The sequence below is a fragment of the Novosphingobium sp. BL-S-34 genome (assembly GCF_056857015.1).
Genome location: NZ_CM166473.1, coordinates 517,343 through 535,436 on the forward strand (window position 1 = coordinate 517,343; position 18,094 = coordinate 535,436).

Genomic DNA, 18,094 nt, shown 5'->3' on the forward strand with positions numbered 1-18,094 from the left:
ACGAAGAGGGTCGGCTTGTCGCAGGCTTTGCCGGGGACTGACGGGCGTGCTGCTTGACTGGGACCGGTGTGACGAGGTCAGCCTTCCGCGCCGGACTCGATCGTCAGGTAATCGACCAGCGCCGGAACCTCGCGCGTTGCCGGACCTTCGAAAAAGCGCCGGAAGTCCGGGCTGTCCGAGCGCCGCAGATTGACCTCGATCGTGATCGCGCGGTTGTTACGGGCGTGCTTCACGAGCCCGGCGGCCGGGTGCACCGTTGCCGAAGTCCCGATGGCGATGAACAGGTTTGCGCGAGCCGACAGCTCTTCGCTGCGCTGTCGGTGATAAGGGGCTTCTCCGAAGAGGACGACGTCCGGTCGCAGCGCCGGTTCTTCGCAGGCCGGGCAATCCTCGCGAACGGCGAGACTGCCGGTCCAGGAGAAGCTGCGTTGGCAGCTTTCGCACCGCGCCGCGTCCAATTCGCCGTGCATGTGCAGGACCTGCCGGCTTCCCGCACGCTCGTGGAGATTGTCGATGTTCTGCGTGATGAGCGTGAATTCACCCCGGTTCTCGCGCTGCCAGTGGCGTTCGAGGCGGGCGAGGGCGAGGTGGGCGGCGTTGGGCTCCACTTGCGCCAGCTGGGCCCTTCTGGCGTCGTAGAGATCATGCGCTTTGTATCGGTCCCCCGCGAAGCCCTCGGCCGAACAAAGCGCTTCAAGTGCGCGATCGTCCCAGCGCGGGGTGGAGCTTCGGAACGTGGCAATGCCGCTCTCGGCGGAAATCCCGGCTCCCGTGAGGATGACGATGTTGGTCAAGCTGTCCCGCGCTGGTTTCGAGGTTCAGTTCGCTATCCGATCTGCCGCACGTCAGACGTGTGCGACTTCGACCGTCAGGTGTTGCAGCTCGTGAACCGGCACCAGCCGGCGACGGATTTCGGCGGCGTCGATGCCCGGCCTGGCCGCCACGCTGACGATAGCCGAGTGGGCTTCGGGGCCGACCTTCCAGACGTGGAGGTCGGTGATCTGCGCGTCGCCCGGCGTCTCGATCAGTTCCCGTGCTTCCTCTGCGACGTGATCGTCGGTCCGGTCGAGCAGGATCGTCGCCGTGTCGCGCATCAACGACCACGACCACCGTGCGATCACGACCGCGCCGACGATGCCCATGACAGGGTCCATCCACATCCACCCCAGGTAGCGGCCAGCGAGAAGCGCTGCGATCGCCAGCACCGATGTCAGGGCGTCGGCGAGCACATGGACATAAGCCGAGCGCAAGTTGTTGTCGCCGCCGTGGCCATGATGATCCCCGTGCTCATGGTGGTGGCCATGCCCGTGCCCATGGTGGTGGCCATGCCCGTGATGGTGACCATGATCATGACCGCCGGAAAGAAGGAAGGCGGAGGCGATGTTGACCGCGAGGCCGAGGACCGCGATCCACGTCGCTTCGGCGAATGCCACCGTGATCGGCTCGAACAGACGCAGGAGCGATTCCGCGCCGATCGCAAAGGCGACAATGCCCAGCACGAGCGCCGAGGCGAAGCCAGCCAGGTCGCCCACTTTGCCGGTGCCGAAGCTGAAGGCACTGCTGCGCGCGTGGCGCTTCGCATAAGCATAGGCGGCGGCCGCCACGCCGAGCGCCCCGGCATGCGTGGCCATGTGGAAGCCGTCTGCCAGGAGCGCCATCGATCCGGTTGCGTAGCCGGCGATGATCTCGCCCACCATCATCGCCGCCGTGAGTGCCACCACCCAGCGCGTCCGCCGCGCATTCTCGTCATGCGCAGCGCCCAGGAAGACGTGCTCATGGGTGAGGTGCGTGAAATTGCCCAAGGGGGCGGCCATGGCGGGTGCTTGTCCGCTCACTTCGTATACCTCCGGATCACGGTCGCCAGATCCTCCGCGCCCTTGTGACGCTCCTCCTCGGACAGGCCCGGCGCCGCGACATGCGCTTCGAGATGATCGACGATGACTTCGTCCAGCAGGCCGTTCACGGCCCCGCGCACCGCAGCAACGACGTGGAGGACTTCGCTGCAGTCGGCGTCCCCGGCGATCGCCCGTTCCACCGCCGCAATCTGCCCGGCGATTCGCTTGACCCGTGCCAGCAGTGCGTCGCGGTTTTCGCTGATGTGAGCCATTTCTTCCCCTGGTTTCGACTTTGGCCACCGGAATCGTCGATCCGGTCATGGCGAGCCAAATAGCCTAGGGGGGTATGGTATGCAAGCCCTCGGGCCCGCTCCTGCGCTCGGCACGTCCGGGCTCGTTATCGGGCAAGAGGCCGAACCGGCTGCATTTCCCCGTCGCACCGGGCCGGACACTATGTTAGCTGTGCGGACTGAAAGGCGTTCATGACCTACAGCCACGCTCCCTCGCCGCAGTCCACGAATTCGCAGTCTTTTCTGATCGAGGCCAGCGAGCGCCTGGCGACGGCCCGGTCCATGGCCACGGTTGTCGACATCCTGCGCGATACGGCGCGGAGTGCCGTGGGGGCCAAAGGGATCGCGGTCGTGCTGAAGGACGGTGATCTATGCCACTATGTGGCGGAGGACGCCGCTGCGCCTTTGTGGAGCGGCAACAGGTTCGATGCGAAGCTTTGTATCTCCGGCTGGGCGATGCAGCACGTCGAGACGGTGTCGATTGCCGATGTCCGCAACGATCCGCGCATTCCGCAGGCAGCCTATGCGCCGACGTTCGTTCGCAGCCTTGCGATAGCACCGATCGGCCGGCCCGAAGCCATCGCGGCGCTGGGCGCCTATTGGTCGAAACCGGAGCCGCCGGACGCGGCCAGCGTGGCGCGCCTGGAAAGCCTTGCCGCGCTGGCCGGGATTGCGGTCGAGAACGCGCGGCTGCTCGATCGCAACCGGGAAGACGCCCGCCTCAAGGCCATCATGCTGGCGGCGGGGCGAATGGGAACCTGGTCGTTCGACGTCGTTTCGGGCACGCTCGATGCTTCCGAAACCTGCCGCAAGAATTTCGGCCGCGATCCCGCCCTGCCATTCACGTACGAGGACCTCCATGCCTCGATCCACCCTGACGACAGTGCCTGGGTCAATGCCGCCATCGGCACGAGCCTGAAGACGGGCTGCGATTACGATGTCGAATACCGGGTCCTGACGCAGTCCGGCGAGACCCGCTGGATCGGCGTCCGGGGGCAGCCTGCGTTCCGGCCGGACGGCTCTCCCATCGGCCTGTCCGGCGTGTCGATCGACATCACCGAGCGCAAGCGCATGGAAGAGGCGCTGAAGACTTCGGCCGCCACGCTGGAGCACCTTGTCGAGGAGCGCACGCGGGAACTCGTCCGGACGCAGGAAGCCCTTCGCCAGTCGCAGAAACTGGAAGCGATGGGGCAGCTGACCGGCGGCGTCGCGCATGACTTCAACAATCTGCTGACGCCGATCATCGGCAGCCTCGACATGCTGCATCGCCGGAAAGTCGGCGGCGAGCGCGAGCAGCGCCTGATCAATGGCGCCTTGCAGTCGGCGGACAAGGCCCGAACCCTCGTCCAACGCCTGCTGGCCTTCGCCCGGCGCCAGCCGTTGAAGCCCGAGCCGGTGGACATGACCGCGCTGATCATCGGGATGTCCGAGCTGATCGGCACGACGATGGGCCCGCAGATCCAGCTAAGGCTCGATCTGGCTGCGGATCTGCCGATGGCGAACGCCGATCCCCATCAGGTCGAGATGGCCTTGCTGAACCTGTCGGTCAACGCGCGCGATGCGATGCCGCAGGGGGGCGGGCTGGTCATCACTGCGCAGCTTTGCGATTCCGCGCAATCCGTGGCCGCGGGCATGGACGGCGCTGCCTATGTGGTGATCCGCGTCTCGGATTCGGGCCATGGCATGGACGAAGAGACCCAGCAGCGCGCGATCGAACCGTTCTTCTCCACCAAGGGCGTAGGACAGGGAACCGGGCTGGGCCTGTCCATGGCGCATGGATTGGCGCGGCAATTGGGAGGCGCCCTCAAGATCGACAGCGCGCTCGGCACCGGCACGACGATCGCGCTCTGGTTTCCGGCGACCTCGGCGCCGCAAGTGCCTCTCGATGCGGTGCCGGTGCGGCAGGTCCGCGCTGCGGGCGTCGCGCTACTCGTCGACGATGAGGACCTGGTCCGGGCGAGTACGGCCGATATGCTCGTCGATCTCGGTTTCGAGGTCGTCGAGGCCGGTTCCGGGGCCGAAGCCCTGGCGCTCGTGCAAACGGACGCGCGGATATGCGTCATGGTGACCGATCACCTGATGCCGGCGATGACCGGCGTCGAACTGGCAAGAGCATGCCTGGCACTCAGGCCGCTGATGCCGGTGCTGATCACCTCCGGCTACTCCGATGCGGTGGGCCTTGCATCGGATCTGCCGCGGCTGGAAAAGCCTTTCCGGCAGGCCGAACTCTCCGAAGCGCTGGAAAAGATCATGCCGGCCATCGAAGCCGAACCGATCGCCTTCACCCTGATCGAGCCTCCCCCGGCCGAGTGATGGTTCGGTTCCTCGGGCGGCTCGGCAGGTCGCTTCGGTCCGCGCACCATGCTGCACCTACCCGCTTTCATCGATGGCGGCGCGAAGGGTGTCTTCGACACGCTGACTGTCGGATTGCGCGACGTTGAAGCGGAGATAGGGCGCGGCCGACTGGGATACGCTGAAGACGTTCCCCGGCGCCAGCACCACGCCCTTGCTCAGGCATCGGTTTGCAATGTCCGCCGAATCCAGCCCGTCTGGAAGCCGGCACCAGAGATAGAAGCCGCCTCGCGGCATGGTCCAGGGCGTGATCCCAAGCCTGTCCAGCCGCGTCGCCGTCCTGTCCATGGACACGGCCAGCCGCTGGCGAAGCTCGCTCATGTGCTTGCGATAGCTGCCGCCGGCCAGCACGCTGGCAATCAGTTCCGTCGCCACGGGGCTGGGGCCGCCGAAACTCGTCGCGACCTGAAGGTCGATCAACCCCTCGATCCAGTCCGCCCGCGCCGCAATGTAGCCGCAGCGGACCGACCCTGACAGCGTCTTGGAGAAGCTGCCAATTCGAATGACGCGGTCGAAACCGTCCAGCACGGCCAGCCTCGCCGAGGCAGAGGGCTGGAAATCGGTGAAGATGTCATCCTCGACCACGATCAGATCGTGCGCGGCCGCCGCGCTCAGAAGTCGGTGTGCCGTCTGCGGCGACATGGTCGCCCCGGTCGGGTTATGGAGGGTTGAATTGGTGATGTAGAGGCGGGGCTTGTACGCCTTCAGCGCGGCCTCGAACGCGGCCGTATCGGGGCCTGTATGGGTGTAGGGAACCCCCACCAGCTCGACCCGATGTGCGCGCAGCAAAGCCTGGAAATTGAAGTAGCCGGGGTCGTCCACCAGCACGGTGTCGCCCGGCCGCAGCAGAAAGCGGCAGATCAGATCGATGGCCTGCGTTCCCGAGCCGGTAAGCAGCAGTTGATCGGCGCCGGCTTCGATCCCCTCATCGGCGAAGCGGCCGAGAAGCAGCCGCCGAAGCGCCAGCGATCCTCGCGTGCCGCCATAGTCCGTCAGAATGGAGGCCTGCCCGCGGGCGAGGCTGCGCAGCCCCTTGCGCAAGGCCTCGTTCGGCATCCAGTCGGCGGGGAGCCATCCGCAACCGGGCTTTGCCATGGTGTCATCGGCGTCCAGCGATTGCCGCGATACCCAGAAAGGATCGACGGCGCGATCGCGGCGCGGCCCGAGTTCGCCGATGGCGAGCGGCGGCATGTTCGATCCGGTGACGTAGAAGCCGGACCCCCGCTTGGCCCGGATCACGCCTTCGGCGGCGAGACGGTCGTATGCCTCCACGACCGTCGAAGGCGAAACGCCCATGGTGTCGGCAAAGCTGCGCACCGAGGGCAGGCGGTCGCCCGGGCCGAGCACCCGGCTCGCTATCCGCGTTCGAATGGCGTCCATCAGCCCTCGGGTCCGTGATCCTGCAAGCTGTCGTTCGATCGTATCGGACATTTGTATGGGCACCTTCAGGCATACAATTATGCCATTTTGTAAGGTTCTGTTCCTGTTTGAGCCAGCGAATTCGTTCTACCCGGATCGCGAAAGCGAGGGATCTATGGAACGCAGTACCGCCGGTTGGGGCAGTGGCCTTCTGGGCGTTATCATCTTCAGCGGTTCGCTGCCGGCCACGCGCGTGGCCGTATCGGATATGAGTCCCCTGTTCGTGACATCGGCGCGCGCGGTCATCGCCGCGCTGCTGGGCGCGTTCTTCCTGGTCGTCCTTCGTCAAAGCAGGCCCGCGCGGGAGGACGTGCCATCTCTCGCCATCGTCGCGACCGGGGTGGTCGCCGGCTTTCCGCTGCTGACGGGCCTGGCTCTCCAGCACATAACCGCCGCGCATTCCGTCGTCTTCGTCGGCATGTTGCCGCTTTCGACGGCGATCTTCGGCGTCCTTCGCGGCGGCGAACGGCCCAAGCCCGCCTTCTGGCTATTCTCCACGATGGGCGGGGCGGCGATAGCCGGTTTCGCGCTTCGCAGCGGTGGAGGCGGGTCCGGAACCGGTGACTTGCTGATGGTGGCCGCGATCGTGCTGTGCGGCCTGGGGTATGCGGAAGGGGCAAGGCTGGCGCGGCGGCTGGGCGGCTGGCAGGTCATCAGTTGGGCGCTGCTGATCCCGCTGCCGATCATGGCTCTCGTCGCTGTCGCGGCAAGGCCGGCCAGTTGGTCCGGGATCGGCTTCAGCGCCTGGCTCGGCTTCGGTTATGTCGCTGTCTTCTCCATGATGCTGGGCTTCGTATTCTGGTATCGCGGGCTGGCGCTGGGTGGAATTGCAGGCGTCGGCCAACTTCAACTGCTCCAACCGTTCCTGGGTCTGGTCCTTGCAGGCGTGGTTCTGGGAGAGACGGTGGGCTGGCCAATGATTGCCTCCGCCGCGTTCGTCCTTCTCTGCGTAGCCGGCGCAAAGCGGTTCGCCTGATTTCGATCGGGCTTTGGCCGGAGGGCCGTGACCTTGGCGATGCGAGCAGCGTCCCGGCTTGAACCGAACCCGGATTGCTACACGACCGGCGCTGCTTCAGCCGGTCATTGCCCTCCGAAGGGCGCCTCTCACCTGGCCGGGGGGCACTCCACCCGCGTCAAGGTGTAGTCCGCGAAAGGCTGCTCCGCCTTCCTGGGTTCAAGCGCGACGATGCGCCAGTGGATGCGATCCGCCTGAACCTCCCAATGGTTCACGAATTGCGCATCCGCATAGGCATAAGTGATGTCGAAGCCGCCGACCTTGCTGGTGCCGGTTCCGGTCGACGTCATGGCGCCCCCGAAGCTGTCGGCCCAATAGCCCGTGATGTCGTCCCTGCTGCCGGACAGCACCATCGTGCCGCCAAAAACGAGATGTGCGGCGTAGCGGTCGGCGGTATCGTCCCTGGCCGTGCTTTCCGTGTCGACGGAGAACATGGCGCCAAGGAGGATCGAGCGTCCTTCCAGCGTGGTCTTGACGGGTTTTCCCATGACTTCGCCGGTGCCAGCCCAGCAGCCGGAAAGCGCCGTGACAGAGGGCGGCGCAGCGGGATCTCCAGGTTCGCCCGCCTGGGCAGGGCCTGTGGCGAGCGCCAGAGACGTGCCGATTGCGATCCAAAGTTGATGCACGATTTCCCCCCGAAATGCCGATCCGCTGCCTGACCGAGCGCGGCCCATCCTGCAACCGGAAAGACGAATCGTGAGCCGATTCAAGGCGCCTGGAAAAGTCGCCACCGGCCGGTCGGCATGACTTCAGGATATCTACACAAGGTAGAGCGCGTCCTTCCGCTGCATCAGTTTCAGGCCGAACAGGGCGCCGATCAGTTCGAGCGACTGGCGCGGGTTGTCCAGGCGGAAGCGGCCGCTGAACGTGAGGCTGGCGAATTTCGGATCGGCGATCCGCACGGGCGCGGGGCTGTAGCGGGCCAGGCGCTGGACGGCGAAGCCCAGCGGCATGGCGTCGGCGTCCAGCCAGTCGCTCTGCCAGTCGGGATGCGTGGCGGGATCGAACGAGCCGGTCGAGAAGGAGGCGCCGTGCACAAGGGCCCAGCGGTCGGCGGGCACCACGCGGGCGGCCTGGCCCGCCACGTCAAGGCGCACGCGGCCGGAAAAGACGCGCAGTTCGCTGGCTTCGGCCAGATGATCGACGCTGAAGCTGGTGCCCAGCGCGACCATGCCGACATGCGGCGTGCGGACTTCGAAGGGCCGCAAGGGATCGTGGCGAACGTCGAAGCGCGCGGCGCCCTGTTCCAGGCGGACTTGGCGGCGCCCTTCCGAGAAATCGACCGCCACCCGCGATGCCGCGTCCAGCAGCAGGCCGGACCCGTCGGGCAGCTGGAAGCGCCGCCGCTCGCCTGTGCGGGTGGCAAAGCGCAGGCTGGGGGACGTTTCCGCTGCCTGCTCTCTCGCGAACCAGAGACCAGCGAAGGGCAGGGCAAGGGCACCGGCAAGTCCGGCCGCAAGGGCCTGACGTCGGCCGACCAGCGGTCCGCGCCGATCGGAGCGGCCGTATTGGCGCGTTCCCGCGCCCGAACGCAGTTGCTGCAGCGGCGGCAAGTCCTGGATGGGGCTATCTTCGCCATCAAGCGCATCGATCAATGCGGGATCGCCCAGCAGCCGGCGCATCCGGGCAAAGGCGGCGGCATTCTTCGGCGTTTCTCCCAGCCAGCGCGCCAGTTCACGGCGCTCGTCGGCGGTCAATTCATCGAAGCGGTCGGCCCAGTCGGCGGCGAGTTCGAGCGTAGTCAGCTGGTCATCCATTGTTTTTGTGCCCCTCTCCGGCCGTGTCCAGATCGCCCTCCAAGGCTTGCGTCAGGTCCGCCATGGCGCGTACGAGGTGCTTCTTCACGGCCTCCAGGTTCAGCCCGAGTTCCGAGGCGATCTCCTGCCGGGATTTTCCATCGACATGGCGCAGGCGGAAGACCCTGCGCCGCATCGGGGTCAGCCGCGCAAGCGCGGCTTCGAAGCGGGCGAAACGCTCCCGGTAGTCCAGCACCTCGTCCGCCAGCGGCATGTCGCAAACGAGTTCCAGCAGGTCGAGTTCGCTGCCCGGCCGGTTTGCCTGGCCGCTCTTGCGCACATCGGCGAGGATTACCGAATCCGCCACGCGAAAGGCATAGGCCAGCGGATGTTCGATGGCCTGCCGCTGTTCCTGTTCCATCACCCTGGCAAGGGTTTCCTGCACAACGTCCTCCACACCGTCGGGATCGCGCATGCGCTTGCGCACATAGCTTTTCAACCGGCCTACCCCGGCCAGCAGCGGGCTGGTGGCATTGCTCATGAACATGCGCGGCATCCCGGTCGAAAGAAGCGCGGCCGAGAAAAACCGCCGCGCTCGGAGTGTAGAGGCATGAGGGTGCCCGGCGGGGACAGGAGCGATTTTTCCGTCATCAGAACGTGCAGCGCATGCCAAGCGAGAAGACCCGGCCGGAGCGGGTCCGCGCCAGCAGGCGTTTGGCCTCCCGGTCGGTATATTGCGTGATCGGCGCGTCAGTGAGGTTGCGGGCCTCGAACATGGCCTGCAGGTTCCCCGTGAGCTTGCCGTGAGCCGCGAAATCCAGCGTCATCGCGCCCTCGATCCATTCGCCGATGTTGCCGTTGTTGCCGATGTCGATGCGATAGGTGCCGCGCCATGCCGCTGCCACGCGGGCGTCCCAGGTCCGGCCGGTGTAGTAGAGCGTGGCATTGCCCGACCAGCGCGAGAGGTCGATCAACGGCAGCTCCATCGCGGTTCCGTCGTAGATCACCTCGCTGTGGCCCGCGGCATATGTCAGGTTGGCCTGGATACCCAGCCGGTCGAAGGGCGCGGGCAGGAAGCGCAAATCGCGCTGGACCGCCGCTTCGGCGCCGACGATGGAGGCGCCCTGGCCGTTCAGGGGCCGCACCACGTTGTACAGTGCCGATCCGTCCAGCCCGTCATAGAGGAAGGACAGCGGCAGCCCGGTCTCGGCATAAGCCATGACCGTGGTTTCGGAAGTGATGAAGGACGCCATGCGCTTGTAGAACAGGCCGAGCGAGGCATAGCCATCGTGCCCCATGTAGCGTTCCAGCGAGAGATCCAGCGCGGTCGCTGCGAAAGGCTTGAGCGCAGGGTTGCCCGTCTCGACCGTGCCGCCGAACGGGGTCGAGTTGACCGACGCAGCGGCGCGCACGTCGGCGACGTCGGGCTGGTTCAGGTTGCGGCTGGCGGAAAGGCGCAGGCGCACGTCGGGCGCCAGGTCAAGCCTTGCCTGGAGCGAGGGCAGCCACGCCGAATGGCGGCTGCGCTGCCCTACGGCGATCAGCGTCGTATCGTCGCTCGCTTCGCCCGAGGACAGGGTGTCCATCCGCAGGTACTGAAGGCCGAGTTCTGCCTCCACCGGGACCGTGCCCAGCGCGAAGTCGAACTGACCGAGGGCGAAGACGGCGTAGCCATTCTCGCGCACGCGGTAGGCCGTGCCGGGAAGGTTGGAGGTGGCGGTGAGGTCACGGGCCTGGCCGAGCGCCGCGAAAGTGGCGTCAAGATCGGCGACGACGTAGCGCGCGAGAGAGCGCGCGTGGATCAGAGCGGTGGCGGCCTGTTCGGCCCCGCCGCGATAATCGGCGGTAACGCGGCGTTCGTAGCCGCTATTGCCGAAAAACCGGTAGCTGCCGCCCATACGCAGTTCGACATGCGCGCCGAGCCGCCGAACGAGTTCGACCCGGGCCGTTGCATTCTGGTTGAGGATGGCATCCTCGCGCACATCGGCGCGCATGAGGTTCCAGTTCGCCGCCTCGGCAATGTCGAAGCCATAAGCATTTCGCGGATGCGCGCCAGTGGCGGCATAGGCGAAATCCTGGCCCGGGGCTTCCAGGAACACTTTGTCGAACACCGGTTCCTCGAAGTCCGATCGGGCATAGCCGGCGCGAACCTCGACGCGGGTCGAAGCGCCGAGCGGGCGCTGCAGGGAAAGCACGGCCTGGTTGAAATCGGTGTGATCCTCGGTGATCTTGCGCTCGGTCCGCATGTCGATGCCGCTGAAATCCGCTGCGACCATCGTCTTGCCGACGATCTTCACCGAATCGAGCACTTGCGTTCCGTCCACGGTGCCGCTTGTGAGACCATTGGTGCCGGCCGCCGCCAGCGAATATTCGCCGCGGTGGTTGGACAGGCGCGCGTGGATCAGGTCGAGCGTGACATGCAGGCCATCGTCGCTCTCATGCTCCAGCGATCCGACCAGGTTCAGGCGGTCGAAACGGTTGGTCCATGTCGAATAGGTCTGGCCACGCGACATGTAGACGGGATCGCCGTCGCCGGTCAGTCGCGCCCGGTCTGCGGCGCCGACGCCGGGGCCGATGTTCGCCGTTCCGAACGTCACGGGCACCCAGTCCCAGTTGCGATAGCCGTATTCGGTCACTGCGTTGCGGCTGTAGGAGGCGGCGAACAGCGCGCCCCAATTGTCGCCCCGGCGCGAGACTTCGGCCGTGATCTGCGGGGTGACGGCGCTGTCGTTCCCCGATGTGCGGCCCTGGACCGAAAGCAGGGTTACATCGCCCGGCCGGTCGAACGGCCGCAACGTGTGGAGCGCGACGGTACCGCCGATGCCTCCGGCGTCGAGATCGGCGGACCAGGTCTTGCGCACTTCCACCCCGGAAAACAGCCCGGCGTCGAAAACCGAATAGTCGAAGCGCCGCTGGCGGCTGGCGGACCCGCGATTGTCCATGCCGGAAGCGGTCGTCGCCAGCGCTTCGATCCCGTTCAGCGTGGTGCGGGTGAACAGCGGGCCCAGCCCGCGCAGCGAGATCTGCCGCCCTTCGCCGTTGTCCCGGCTGATGGCGATGCCCGGCAGGCGCTGCAGGGCATCGGCGGCGTTGTGATCGGGAAAGGCGGCAATGTCCTCCGCGCGCGTCACTTCCAGGGTGGAGCGGGCGGCGCGTTTCACGGCGACGGCCTGGCGCAGGCTTTCGCGGTAGCCGGTGACAACGATCGGTTCTGCGGGAGGTTCCTGCACGACCGGCTCGCCTGGCCCCGGCAGGGGCACGGTGACCGGCAAGGGCGCGGGAGCGGGGGTCACCAGATAGCCGCCCGGCACTTGCCTGACCGTGACGGGCAGCCTGTCGGTCACTTGCCGGATCGCCTCTTCCACCCCGAAGCGCCCCCGCACCGGGTGCGTGGTGCGCAGGTCGGCGGGTATCGAGGTGACGATCTGCACGCCGGAGCGGCGCGAAATCTCCGCCAGGGCGTCGGCAAGGCGCAGCACCGGAACGTGGAGCGAAACTTGTGCTTCGCGCGCCTCGGCGGCCACCGGGACGATGGCAAGCACGAGGCATGAGGCAGCAAGACGGCGCGACCGGGCACCGGGGAGGAGCGAAGACACGGGGAGCGCCCTTTCGAGGGCGCGCCTAGCGCGGCCAGATGACAGTCATGTGAAATGGATGTGACTGAAAACCGGGAAGCGAGGCCCGATGAAAGCCGGCCCGGACGCGGCGGCGTCCGGGCCGGAAACGACAGGCAGTTCCGGGTGAGCGGCCTGCCTGCCGGGTGGGCTGTTACAAGGGCATAGGCGATCAGAATTCGAAGCGCACGCCGCCCATGATCGTGGTGCCCGAACGGGTGTTGACGTAGAGGCGCTTGGTGCTGTCCGAGTATTGCCTCTCGTGCTGGTTGGTGAGGTTGATCGCGTCGAGCGTGAGCTGGACGCCCTCCATTACCTTGTAGTGGGCCGAGGCATCGACATAGATCGTCGCGGCATAGCCCGAGAGATCCTGGTCCAAGCCCAGCGTGCTGGTGATCGGCGCCGCGCTGTAGACGTAGCTGCTGCGATAGTTGGCCGATCCGCGAATGTCGAACTTGGCATCCTGGTAGTAGAGCGTGATATTGCCGTTGTACTTGCTCAGGCCCTCCAGCGTGGTGCTGGCGCCGCCGGTGTACATCGTCGAATAGTCGTACTTCGAATTGACGTAGGTGAAGTTCACCGCCGTACCGAAGTGGTCGAAGGGCGCGGGCAGGAACGTGAAGTCGGTCTGCGCGGCCAGTTCCAGGCCCCAGAGGTCGGTCTTGCCCAGGTTCACCGGGCGCGAGAACGAGGTGACGACGGTGCTGCCCGTCACGCCCGAGACGAGGTCGGTCGAAAGTCCGGTCTCGCTGTAGGGCACGTCGTTGACGGTTTGGGTGGTGATGAAACCGTCCAGCGTCTTGTAGAACAGCGCCGCGCTGACCGATCCGACTTTGCCGAAGTAATATTCGAGCGAAAGGTCGAGGTCGGTGGACTTGTAGGGCCCCAGCGCCGGGTTGCCGACCGAGACTGACAGTTCGCCGTTGTCACCCACGGAAACGGTGCCATTGACCGCCAGCGAGCCGAGCGAAGGCCGGTTGATGTTGCGCGCGGCGGAGGCACGGACCACGAGGTTCTTCGTCGCGTCGAAGATCAGGTTCATGGCGGGCAGGAAGCCCTGGTAGCTCGATGAGACGGCGATCGGGGTATCGGTTCCGCCCACCGTGCCGATGCCCGCGGAAAGGATGTCGGTGTGGTAGTAACGGCCGCCGACATTGCCGCGGAACGGCAGGTTTCCGAGCATGTGGTTCCAGTCATACTGGACATAGCCGGCAGCAGTACGCTCTTCCACCGCGAAGACGCTGTTCTTGGTGGTCAGATAGTCGCTACGGTCGATGCCGAGCACGTCGAGCGCCTTGTCGTAATCGACGATCACCCAGTCCTGGCCCTTGTAACCGGTATAGACCTTCGAATAATCGCTGATATCGGCGCTGACGGTGCCGTTCTTGAATGCGGTCAGCAGCGCGTCGTTGTAGGTGCGCTTGTAGCCCGAGTTCTTGAAGCGCCGCCATTCCCCGCCAATCGAGATCTTGTCGTCCGGGGTGATCTCATAGGCCAGCGCGCCCTTGACGTTGTCGAAGGCGGTGTCCTGGAAGCTCTGGTTCATGTCGATTTCGTGCGCGTGGTAATTCGCCGCGTCGCCCGTGTCCCAGCCATAAGTGTTGACCAGCGAGTAGTTGCCGCCGCGATAGTCGGAGATCACGTCGCCATAGGCTTCGGTATAGAAGTGGTCGTCCACCGGCATGTCGTAGCTGGAGCGCTCGATGCCGCCCAGGAACGTGGCTTTCAGGCCGGGCACGATCTCGGCATCGCCGCTGAGGACAAGCTGCTTGAAGGTGTTGGTGGTCTTCTGGATGCGCGTTTCCGTGGCCGTCTGGGCGCCGGACACATCGAGGTAGGTCACCTCGTTCTGCTCGTTCCATTCGATGTCGTTGATGGTGGAGTTGGGGTAGGTCACGCCGGCGAAAGTCTGACTACCGCCGAGCCAGGTCGAACCGCCGCCGCCGCGCGAGGCGAGGTGGGTTTCGAAACGGTCGGCCTTGTACTTGCCGTAGAGGCCGTCCAGCGTCAGGTGGACGGTGTCGGCCGGGTTCCACTGCGCCGACGCGGTCACGCCAAGGCGGTCCTGCGTGCTGTCCCAGACCGACTGGCGGTTGCCGCGCGCGAAGTGCAGTTCGCCGGAATTGATCTTGTCCTGCTCCTCCTGCGTCAGGGCCGAAATGTCCGAGCCGTTGGCCTTGTTCAGGCGCCAGCGATACGTGTCGACGCCGGTTTCGCGGGTCTGGCGATGGCTATAGGCGGCCGAGACGAGGATGCCGAAATCGCCCCAGTTCTTGGAGACGAGGCCGGTGAGGCGCGGCTGGAAGTCCTTGGTCAGCGTATTGGTGCCGCCCGAAGCGGAGAAGGCGACCTTGGTGCCCGAATAGTCGAACGGACGCGCGGTATAGAGACCTACGGTGCCGGCCAGCCCGCCTTCGGTCTGCTCGGCCGAGAACGACTTGCGCACATCCACGCGGTTGAAGAGTTCGGCGGCGAAGATGTTGAAGTCGAACGCGCGGTCACGGGTGCCCTGGCCGCGGCTGTCCTGCGGGGAGTCGACGTTGCCCAGCACTTCCATGCCGTTCAGCTGGACGCGGGTGAAGTCCGGTCCCAGGCCGCGCAGGCTGACGCGGCGGCCTTCGCCGGCTTCGCGGTTGATGGCGACGCCCGGAAGGCGCTGGAGCGCTTCGGCGAGGTTGAGGTCCGGGAAAGCGGCGATGTCGTCGGCGACGATCGAGTCCTGGATGATCGTGGCATTGCGCTTCACGTCGCGGGCACCCTGGAGGCTGGCGCGGAAGCCGGTGACGACGATGCTGCCATCGTCCTGCGTGGGAGCGGCCGCCCCCGTTTCAGCCTCCGCCAGCGCGGGCTGCGCCGCGAAGGCGAGAGCTGTCGATACCAGCCAGAGACTGCGCCTGTTCCACATTGTCGTTTCCCTCATCTTCCATTGGTCGAAACCGCGGCCCGGATCGGGTCCGCAATCGAGGGTGAAGAGAGGGATGGGGAGGAGACGGGGACAAAAGAATTTTGTGAAAGTTCAAAGACTATTTATGACATTTCTATGAAATGAATAACGGTTTGGGGTTGGTCGGGTGTGACATTTGAAAAACTGACTAGATGTTTCGCGGTGCGTAGATGAGTTAGTGGTCCTTGCTGGGAACTATTTTGTAACGAGCTGAGTCTCGGCGGAAACGATCTTGCCAAGAGATGCTTGAGCACTTTCCACTTCGCCTGATCAGCTGACGCCAATAAATGCCGAACGAACTGGCTCTGGGGTGATCGAGGAGCGTCCCGTGCCATCGGCAGATTCTGTCCGCCGAGCATCACACTCCATTGCCCGCTTCCGCGATTGTGTCCGATAGGGCGCCCAGCCTACATAGCGCCGGCGTTGCCGGTCCATGCGGTGCCGGGGCTGCAGGAAAACGGAGATCGCTCGAATGCTCGCGAAAAGGCTCGCGCTGATGTTCGTCATGTTTGCGCTGTTGATGCCCGCCGCGGCCACGCCTGTTCTTGCGCAATCGGAGCCTTTGGCTGCGCTTTCGCAGGACCTTGCAGCGGCAGAGAGCGACATCCGGTCGGTCGACAGGTCGATGGATGCGCGCATGAGCGACAGCGATCAGAAGCTGGCCTGGGCCAAGGTTCTGGCCGCCAAGTCTTCGGCCACCGATACGAGCGCCAAGCTCCAGGAACAGATCACGCTGCTCGATGCCAAGCTCGAAGGGCTGGGGCCGCAGCCGAGCAGCGGAGAGGCCCCTGACATCCAGCGGCAGCGAGCGAGCCTGGCAAAGCAGCGCTCTGCCATCGACTCCGCGATCAAGCGCGGGAACCTGCTCGCCGTCGAGGCGCAGCAGCTTGCCGATGAGATTTCGGAAAGCCAGGCCCAGGAACTGGGCGAAAAGCTGTCTACACGTTCGCCTTCTCCGCTGGCGCCCGGTTTCTGGAGTGCGCTCGCGCACGCCTGGCCGCGCGACAGCAGGCGCGCCGCGATGTTCGTCCAGCAGGGACGGTCCCAGATTGCCTACAGTTTCGATCACGGCACGCCCTGGCTCGCGCTGCTGGGCCTGATCGTGGGATTCGTCATCCTGGTTCCGCTGCGTTCTTTCGTGCGAAGCACCGGGCGAAAGATGCTCACCGAAGGTTTCCCGGCACGCTCGGTCCGCCGCTCGGCCAATGCCTTGTGGCGGGTGCTGGTCGGCACGCTGGCGCCGCTGCTGGCGGGGCTCGCCTTCGTTCAGGGGCTGCGCTGGGCATCCATGGTTCCGCCGAGCTGGAATGCGCTGCTGGGCACCTTCGTTGCCGCAGCGGCGTTCTCTGGCTTCACCATGTCGGTCCTGGGCGCGCTGCTCATGCGCAGTCAGCCCTCATGGAGAATAGCCCGGCTGAGCGACCAGGCCGCTTCTCGCCTGCGGCCCTATACCATCGTGCTCGGGTGTCTTGCCTTCTGCGCGATCATGTCGAACGCGCTCAATCTGACGCTGGGTACGAGCGCGACGGCCACGGCCTGTACCCAGGCCATTCTCGCGCTCTGCCATATCCTCCTGATCGGGGCGAGCCTGGTCACGCTCGGCCGGCTTCGCTCCGCGCAGGCCAGCGAGGGGAGCGGGCAGGTCGCTGCCGGGCTGGGCCTTGTCAATCTGCTGGCCTGGGTGGCGGTTGGGGGCGCTTTCCTGGCCCTGCTCACAGGCTATTTCGGGTTCAGTCTGTTCGTGCTGCAGATGATCGCCTGGGCGGTCGTGCTGGGCGCCGGCGTCTACCTGCTGATGGCGGCGATCGACGATGTCGCCTCGACGGTGTTCGACCGTTCGAGTCCCTTCGGGGATGCACTGGTTCGCAGCCTCGGTCTGCGCGGCAGTGCGATCGACCAGTTCGGCGTTCTGCTTTCAGGAATCCTGCGCGTCACGGTGGTGATTCTGGCACTCGGGATGCTGCTCTCGCCGTTCGGTGCGGGCAATGTCGACAGCCTGTTCGGGCGCCTTGGCCTTCTTGCGCAAGGTTTCGAAGTCGGCGGCGTCAGCGTTTCGCCCGGTGCGCTGGTGCGCGGGGGGCTGGTCCTGTTCGTCGGGCTGGCGCTTGTCAGGGCCTTCATGCGCTGGCTCGATCACCGATACCTGCCCGCCACGGATCTGGACGGAAGCGGGCGCAATTCGGTCAGCCTCGTCGCGCGCTATGTCGGCGTGGCCCTCGCGGTAATCTGGGGGCTGGCTTCGCTCGGGATTGGTGTCGAGCGTATTGCGATATTGCTTTCGGCGCTCTCGGTCGGGATCGGTTTCGGCCTTCAGGCGATCACGCAGAATTTCGTATCGGGCCTCATCCTGCTTGCCGAACGGCCCATAAAGATCGGCGATCTCGTCCGCGTCGGCACCGACGAGGGCGACGTCAAGCGGATCAGCGTCCGGTCGACGGAAATCGAACTGGCCGATCATTCCACCCTGATCGTGCCGAATTCCGAGCTGATCACGAAGACGGTCCTCAACAAGACACTGGCCAGCCCACTGGGCCGTTTGCAGATCCAGTTCTCCGTACCGATCGATGTCGACGCAGACGCAGTTCGCAAGATCGTGCTGGAAACTTACGCGGCCGAGGAAAGCGTGCTCAGCGAGCCCGCGCCTTCCGTGTTCATCGATTCCATTGCCGATGGGCGGATATTCTTCAACAGTTTCGCCCACGTAGCCACGCCCCGCGCGGCCTACGGAGCGCGCAGCAATTCGTTCGCCACTCTCCTCCGCCGGTTCCGTCAGGACGGAATCGCGATCGGCACGGTCCCGCAGCGGCTCGAACTGGTAGGGGCCTTGCCCGGCGACAGAGATAGCTGACCGGCGGCGGGAGAGGCGGCGGACTTTTCGGATGCCGCGCG

Annotated in this window: 12 protein-coding genes; 3 read left to right on the plus strand and 9 right to left on the minus strand. The window is 65.6% G+C overall.

All coding sequences use genetic code 11. The features are described from left to right. Nucleotides 1–77: 77 nt before the first annotated feature. Genes AC1VV3_RS16385 through AC1VV3_RS16395 form a run of 3 tightly spaced genes read right to left on the minus strand, consistent with a single transcriptional unit; the run spans nt 78 to nt 2,107 of the window. Complete coding sequence (locus AC1VV3_RS16385) at nt 78–794, minus strand: NAD-dependent deacylase (protein WP_482962903.1); 717 nt, start codon at nt 792–794, stop codon at nt 78–80. 51 nt (nt 795–845) lie between these two features. Beyond that, the gene (gene dmeF, locus AC1VV3_RS16390) at nt 846–1,814 is read right to left on the minus strand and encodes a CDF family Co(II)/Ni(II) efflux transporter DmeF (protein ID WP_482963149.1); all 969 of its coding nucleotides are present in this window, start codon (nt 1,812–1,814) and stop codon (nt 846–848) included. A 17-nt stretch (nt 1,815–1,831) separates the two neighbouring features. After that, nucleotides 1,832–2,107, minus strand: coding sequence for a metal/formaldehyde-sensitive transcriptional repressor (locus AC1VV3_RS16395; RefSeq protein ID WP_134094407.1), 276 nt, complete (start codon nt 2,105–2,107; stop codon nt 1,832–1,834). Between the two features lie 210 nt (nt 2,108–2,317). On the opposite strand from AC1VV3_RS16395, the gene AC1VV3_RS16400 reads away from it, so the two are divergent. Then, nucleotides 2,318–4,438 (plus strand): ATP-binding protein, encoded by a 2,121-nt coding sequence (locus AC1VV3_RS16400; RefSeq protein WP_482962904.1) that lies wholly within the window; start codon nt 2,318–2,320, stop codon nt 4,436–4,438. Between the two features lie 57 nt (nt 4,439–4,495). Here the strand turns inward: AC1VV3_RS16400 and AC1VV3_RS16405 are convergent, their stop codons facing one another. Next, nucleotides 4,496–5,857, minus strand: a complete 1,362-nt coding sequence (locus tag AC1VV3_RS16405; protein ID WP_482962905.1) for an aminotransferase-like domain-containing protein — start codon at nt 5,855–5,857, stop codon at nt 4,496–4,498. A gap of 55 nt (nt 5,858–5,912) precedes the next feature. On the opposite strand from AC1VV3_RS16405, the gene AC1VV3_RS16410 reads away from it, so the two are divergent. Next, nucleotides 5,913–6,872, plus strand: a complete 960-nt coding sequence (locus AC1VV3_RS16410) for a DMT family transporter (protein ID WP_482962906.1) — start codon at nt 5,913–5,915, stop codon at nt 6,870–6,872. Between the two features lie 128 nt (nt 6,873–7,000). On the opposite strand, the gene AC1VV3_RS16415 is transcribed toward AC1VV3_RS16410, so the two are convergent. The 5 genes from AC1VV3_RS16415 to AC1VV3_RS16435 form a co-directional block, all read right to left on the minus strand. Further along, on the minus strand, nt 7,001–7,537 hold the full coding sequence (locus AC1VV3_RS16415) for a hypothetical protein (RefSeq protein ID WP_482962907.1): 537 nt from the start codon (nt 7,535–7,537) through the stop codon (nt 7,001–7,003). Nucleotides 7,538–7,669: 132 nt separating this feature from the next. Continuing rightward, the gene (locus AC1VV3_RS16420) at nt 7,670–8,668 is read right to left on the minus strand and encodes a FecR family protein (RefSeq protein ID WP_482962908.1); all 999 of its coding nucleotides are present in this window, start codon (nt 8,666–8,668) and stop codon (nt 7,670–7,672) included. After that, nucleotides 8,661–9,188: an RNA polymerase sigma factor gene (locus AC1VV3_RS16425; protein ID WP_482962909.1), complete on the minus strand. Its 528-nt coding sequence runs from the start codon at nt 9,186–9,188 to the stop codon at nt 8,661–8,663. Before AC1VV3_RS16425 ends, AC1VV3_RS16420 begins: the two co-directional genes overlap by 8 nt. 109 nt (nt 9,189–9,297) lie before the next feature. Then, nucleotides 9,298–12,189, minus strand: coding sequence for a TonB-dependent receptor (locus AC1VV3_RS16430; protein ID WP_482962910.1), 2,892 nt, complete (start codon nt 12,187–12,189; stop codon nt 9,298–9,300). A 244-nt stretch (nt 12,190–12,433) separates the two neighbouring features. Continuing rightward, complete coding sequence (locus tag AC1VV3_RS16435) at nt 12,434–15,166, minus strand: TonB-dependent receptor (protein WP_482962911.1); 2,733 nt, start codon at nt 15,164–15,166, stop codon at nt 12,434–12,436. Nucleotides 15,167–15,677: 511 nt separating this feature from the next. Between AC1VV3_RS16435 and AC1VV3_RS16440 the strand changes: the two genes are divergently transcribed. Next, the gene (locus AC1VV3_RS16440; RefSeq protein WP_243654262.1) at nt 15,678–18,053 is read left to right on the plus strand and encodes a DUF3772 domain-containing protein; all 2,376 of its coding nucleotides are present in this window, start codon (nt 15,678–15,680) and stop codon (nt 18,051–18,053) included. Nucleotides 18,054–18,094: the final 41 nt, after the last annotated feature.

Coding starts and splice junctions, on each gene's coding strand:
- dmeF (WP_482963149.1), bottom strand. CDS start 1,814: ATGGCCGCCCCCTTGGGCAATTTCACGCACCTCACCCATGAGCACGTC.
- AC1VV3_RS16395 (WP_134094407.1), bottom strand. CDS start 2,107: ATGGCTCACATCAGCGAAAACCGCGACGCACTGCTGGCACGGGTCAAG.
- AC1VV3_RS16400 (WP_482962904.1), top strand. CDS start 2,318: ATGACCTACAGCCACGCTCCCTCGCCGCAGTCCACGAATTCGCAGTCT.
- AC1VV3_RS16405 (WP_482962905.1), bottom strand. CDS start 5,857: ATGGACGCCATTCGAACGCGGATAGCGAGCCGGGTGCTCGGCCCGGGC.
- AC1VV3_RS16410 (WP_482962906.1), top strand. CDS start 5,913: ATGGGCACCTTCAGGCATACAATTATGCCATTTTGTAAGGTTCTGTTC.
- AC1VV3_RS16420 (WP_482962908.1), bottom strand. CDS start 8,668: ATGGATGACCAGCTGACTACGCTCGAACTCGCCGCCGACTGGGCCGAC.
- AC1VV3_RS16425 (WP_482962909.1), bottom strand. CDS start 9,188: ATGAGCAATGCCACCAGCCCGCTGCTGGCCGGGGTAGGCCGGTTGAAA.
- AC1VV3_RS16435 (WP_482962911.1), bottom strand. CDS start 15,166: ATGTGGAACAGGCGCAGTCTCTGGCTGGTATCGACAGCTCTCGCCTTC.
- AC1VV3_RS16440 (WP_243654262.1), top strand. CDS start 15,678: ATGCTCGCGAAAAGGCTCGCGCTGATGTTCGTCATGTTTGCGCTGTTG.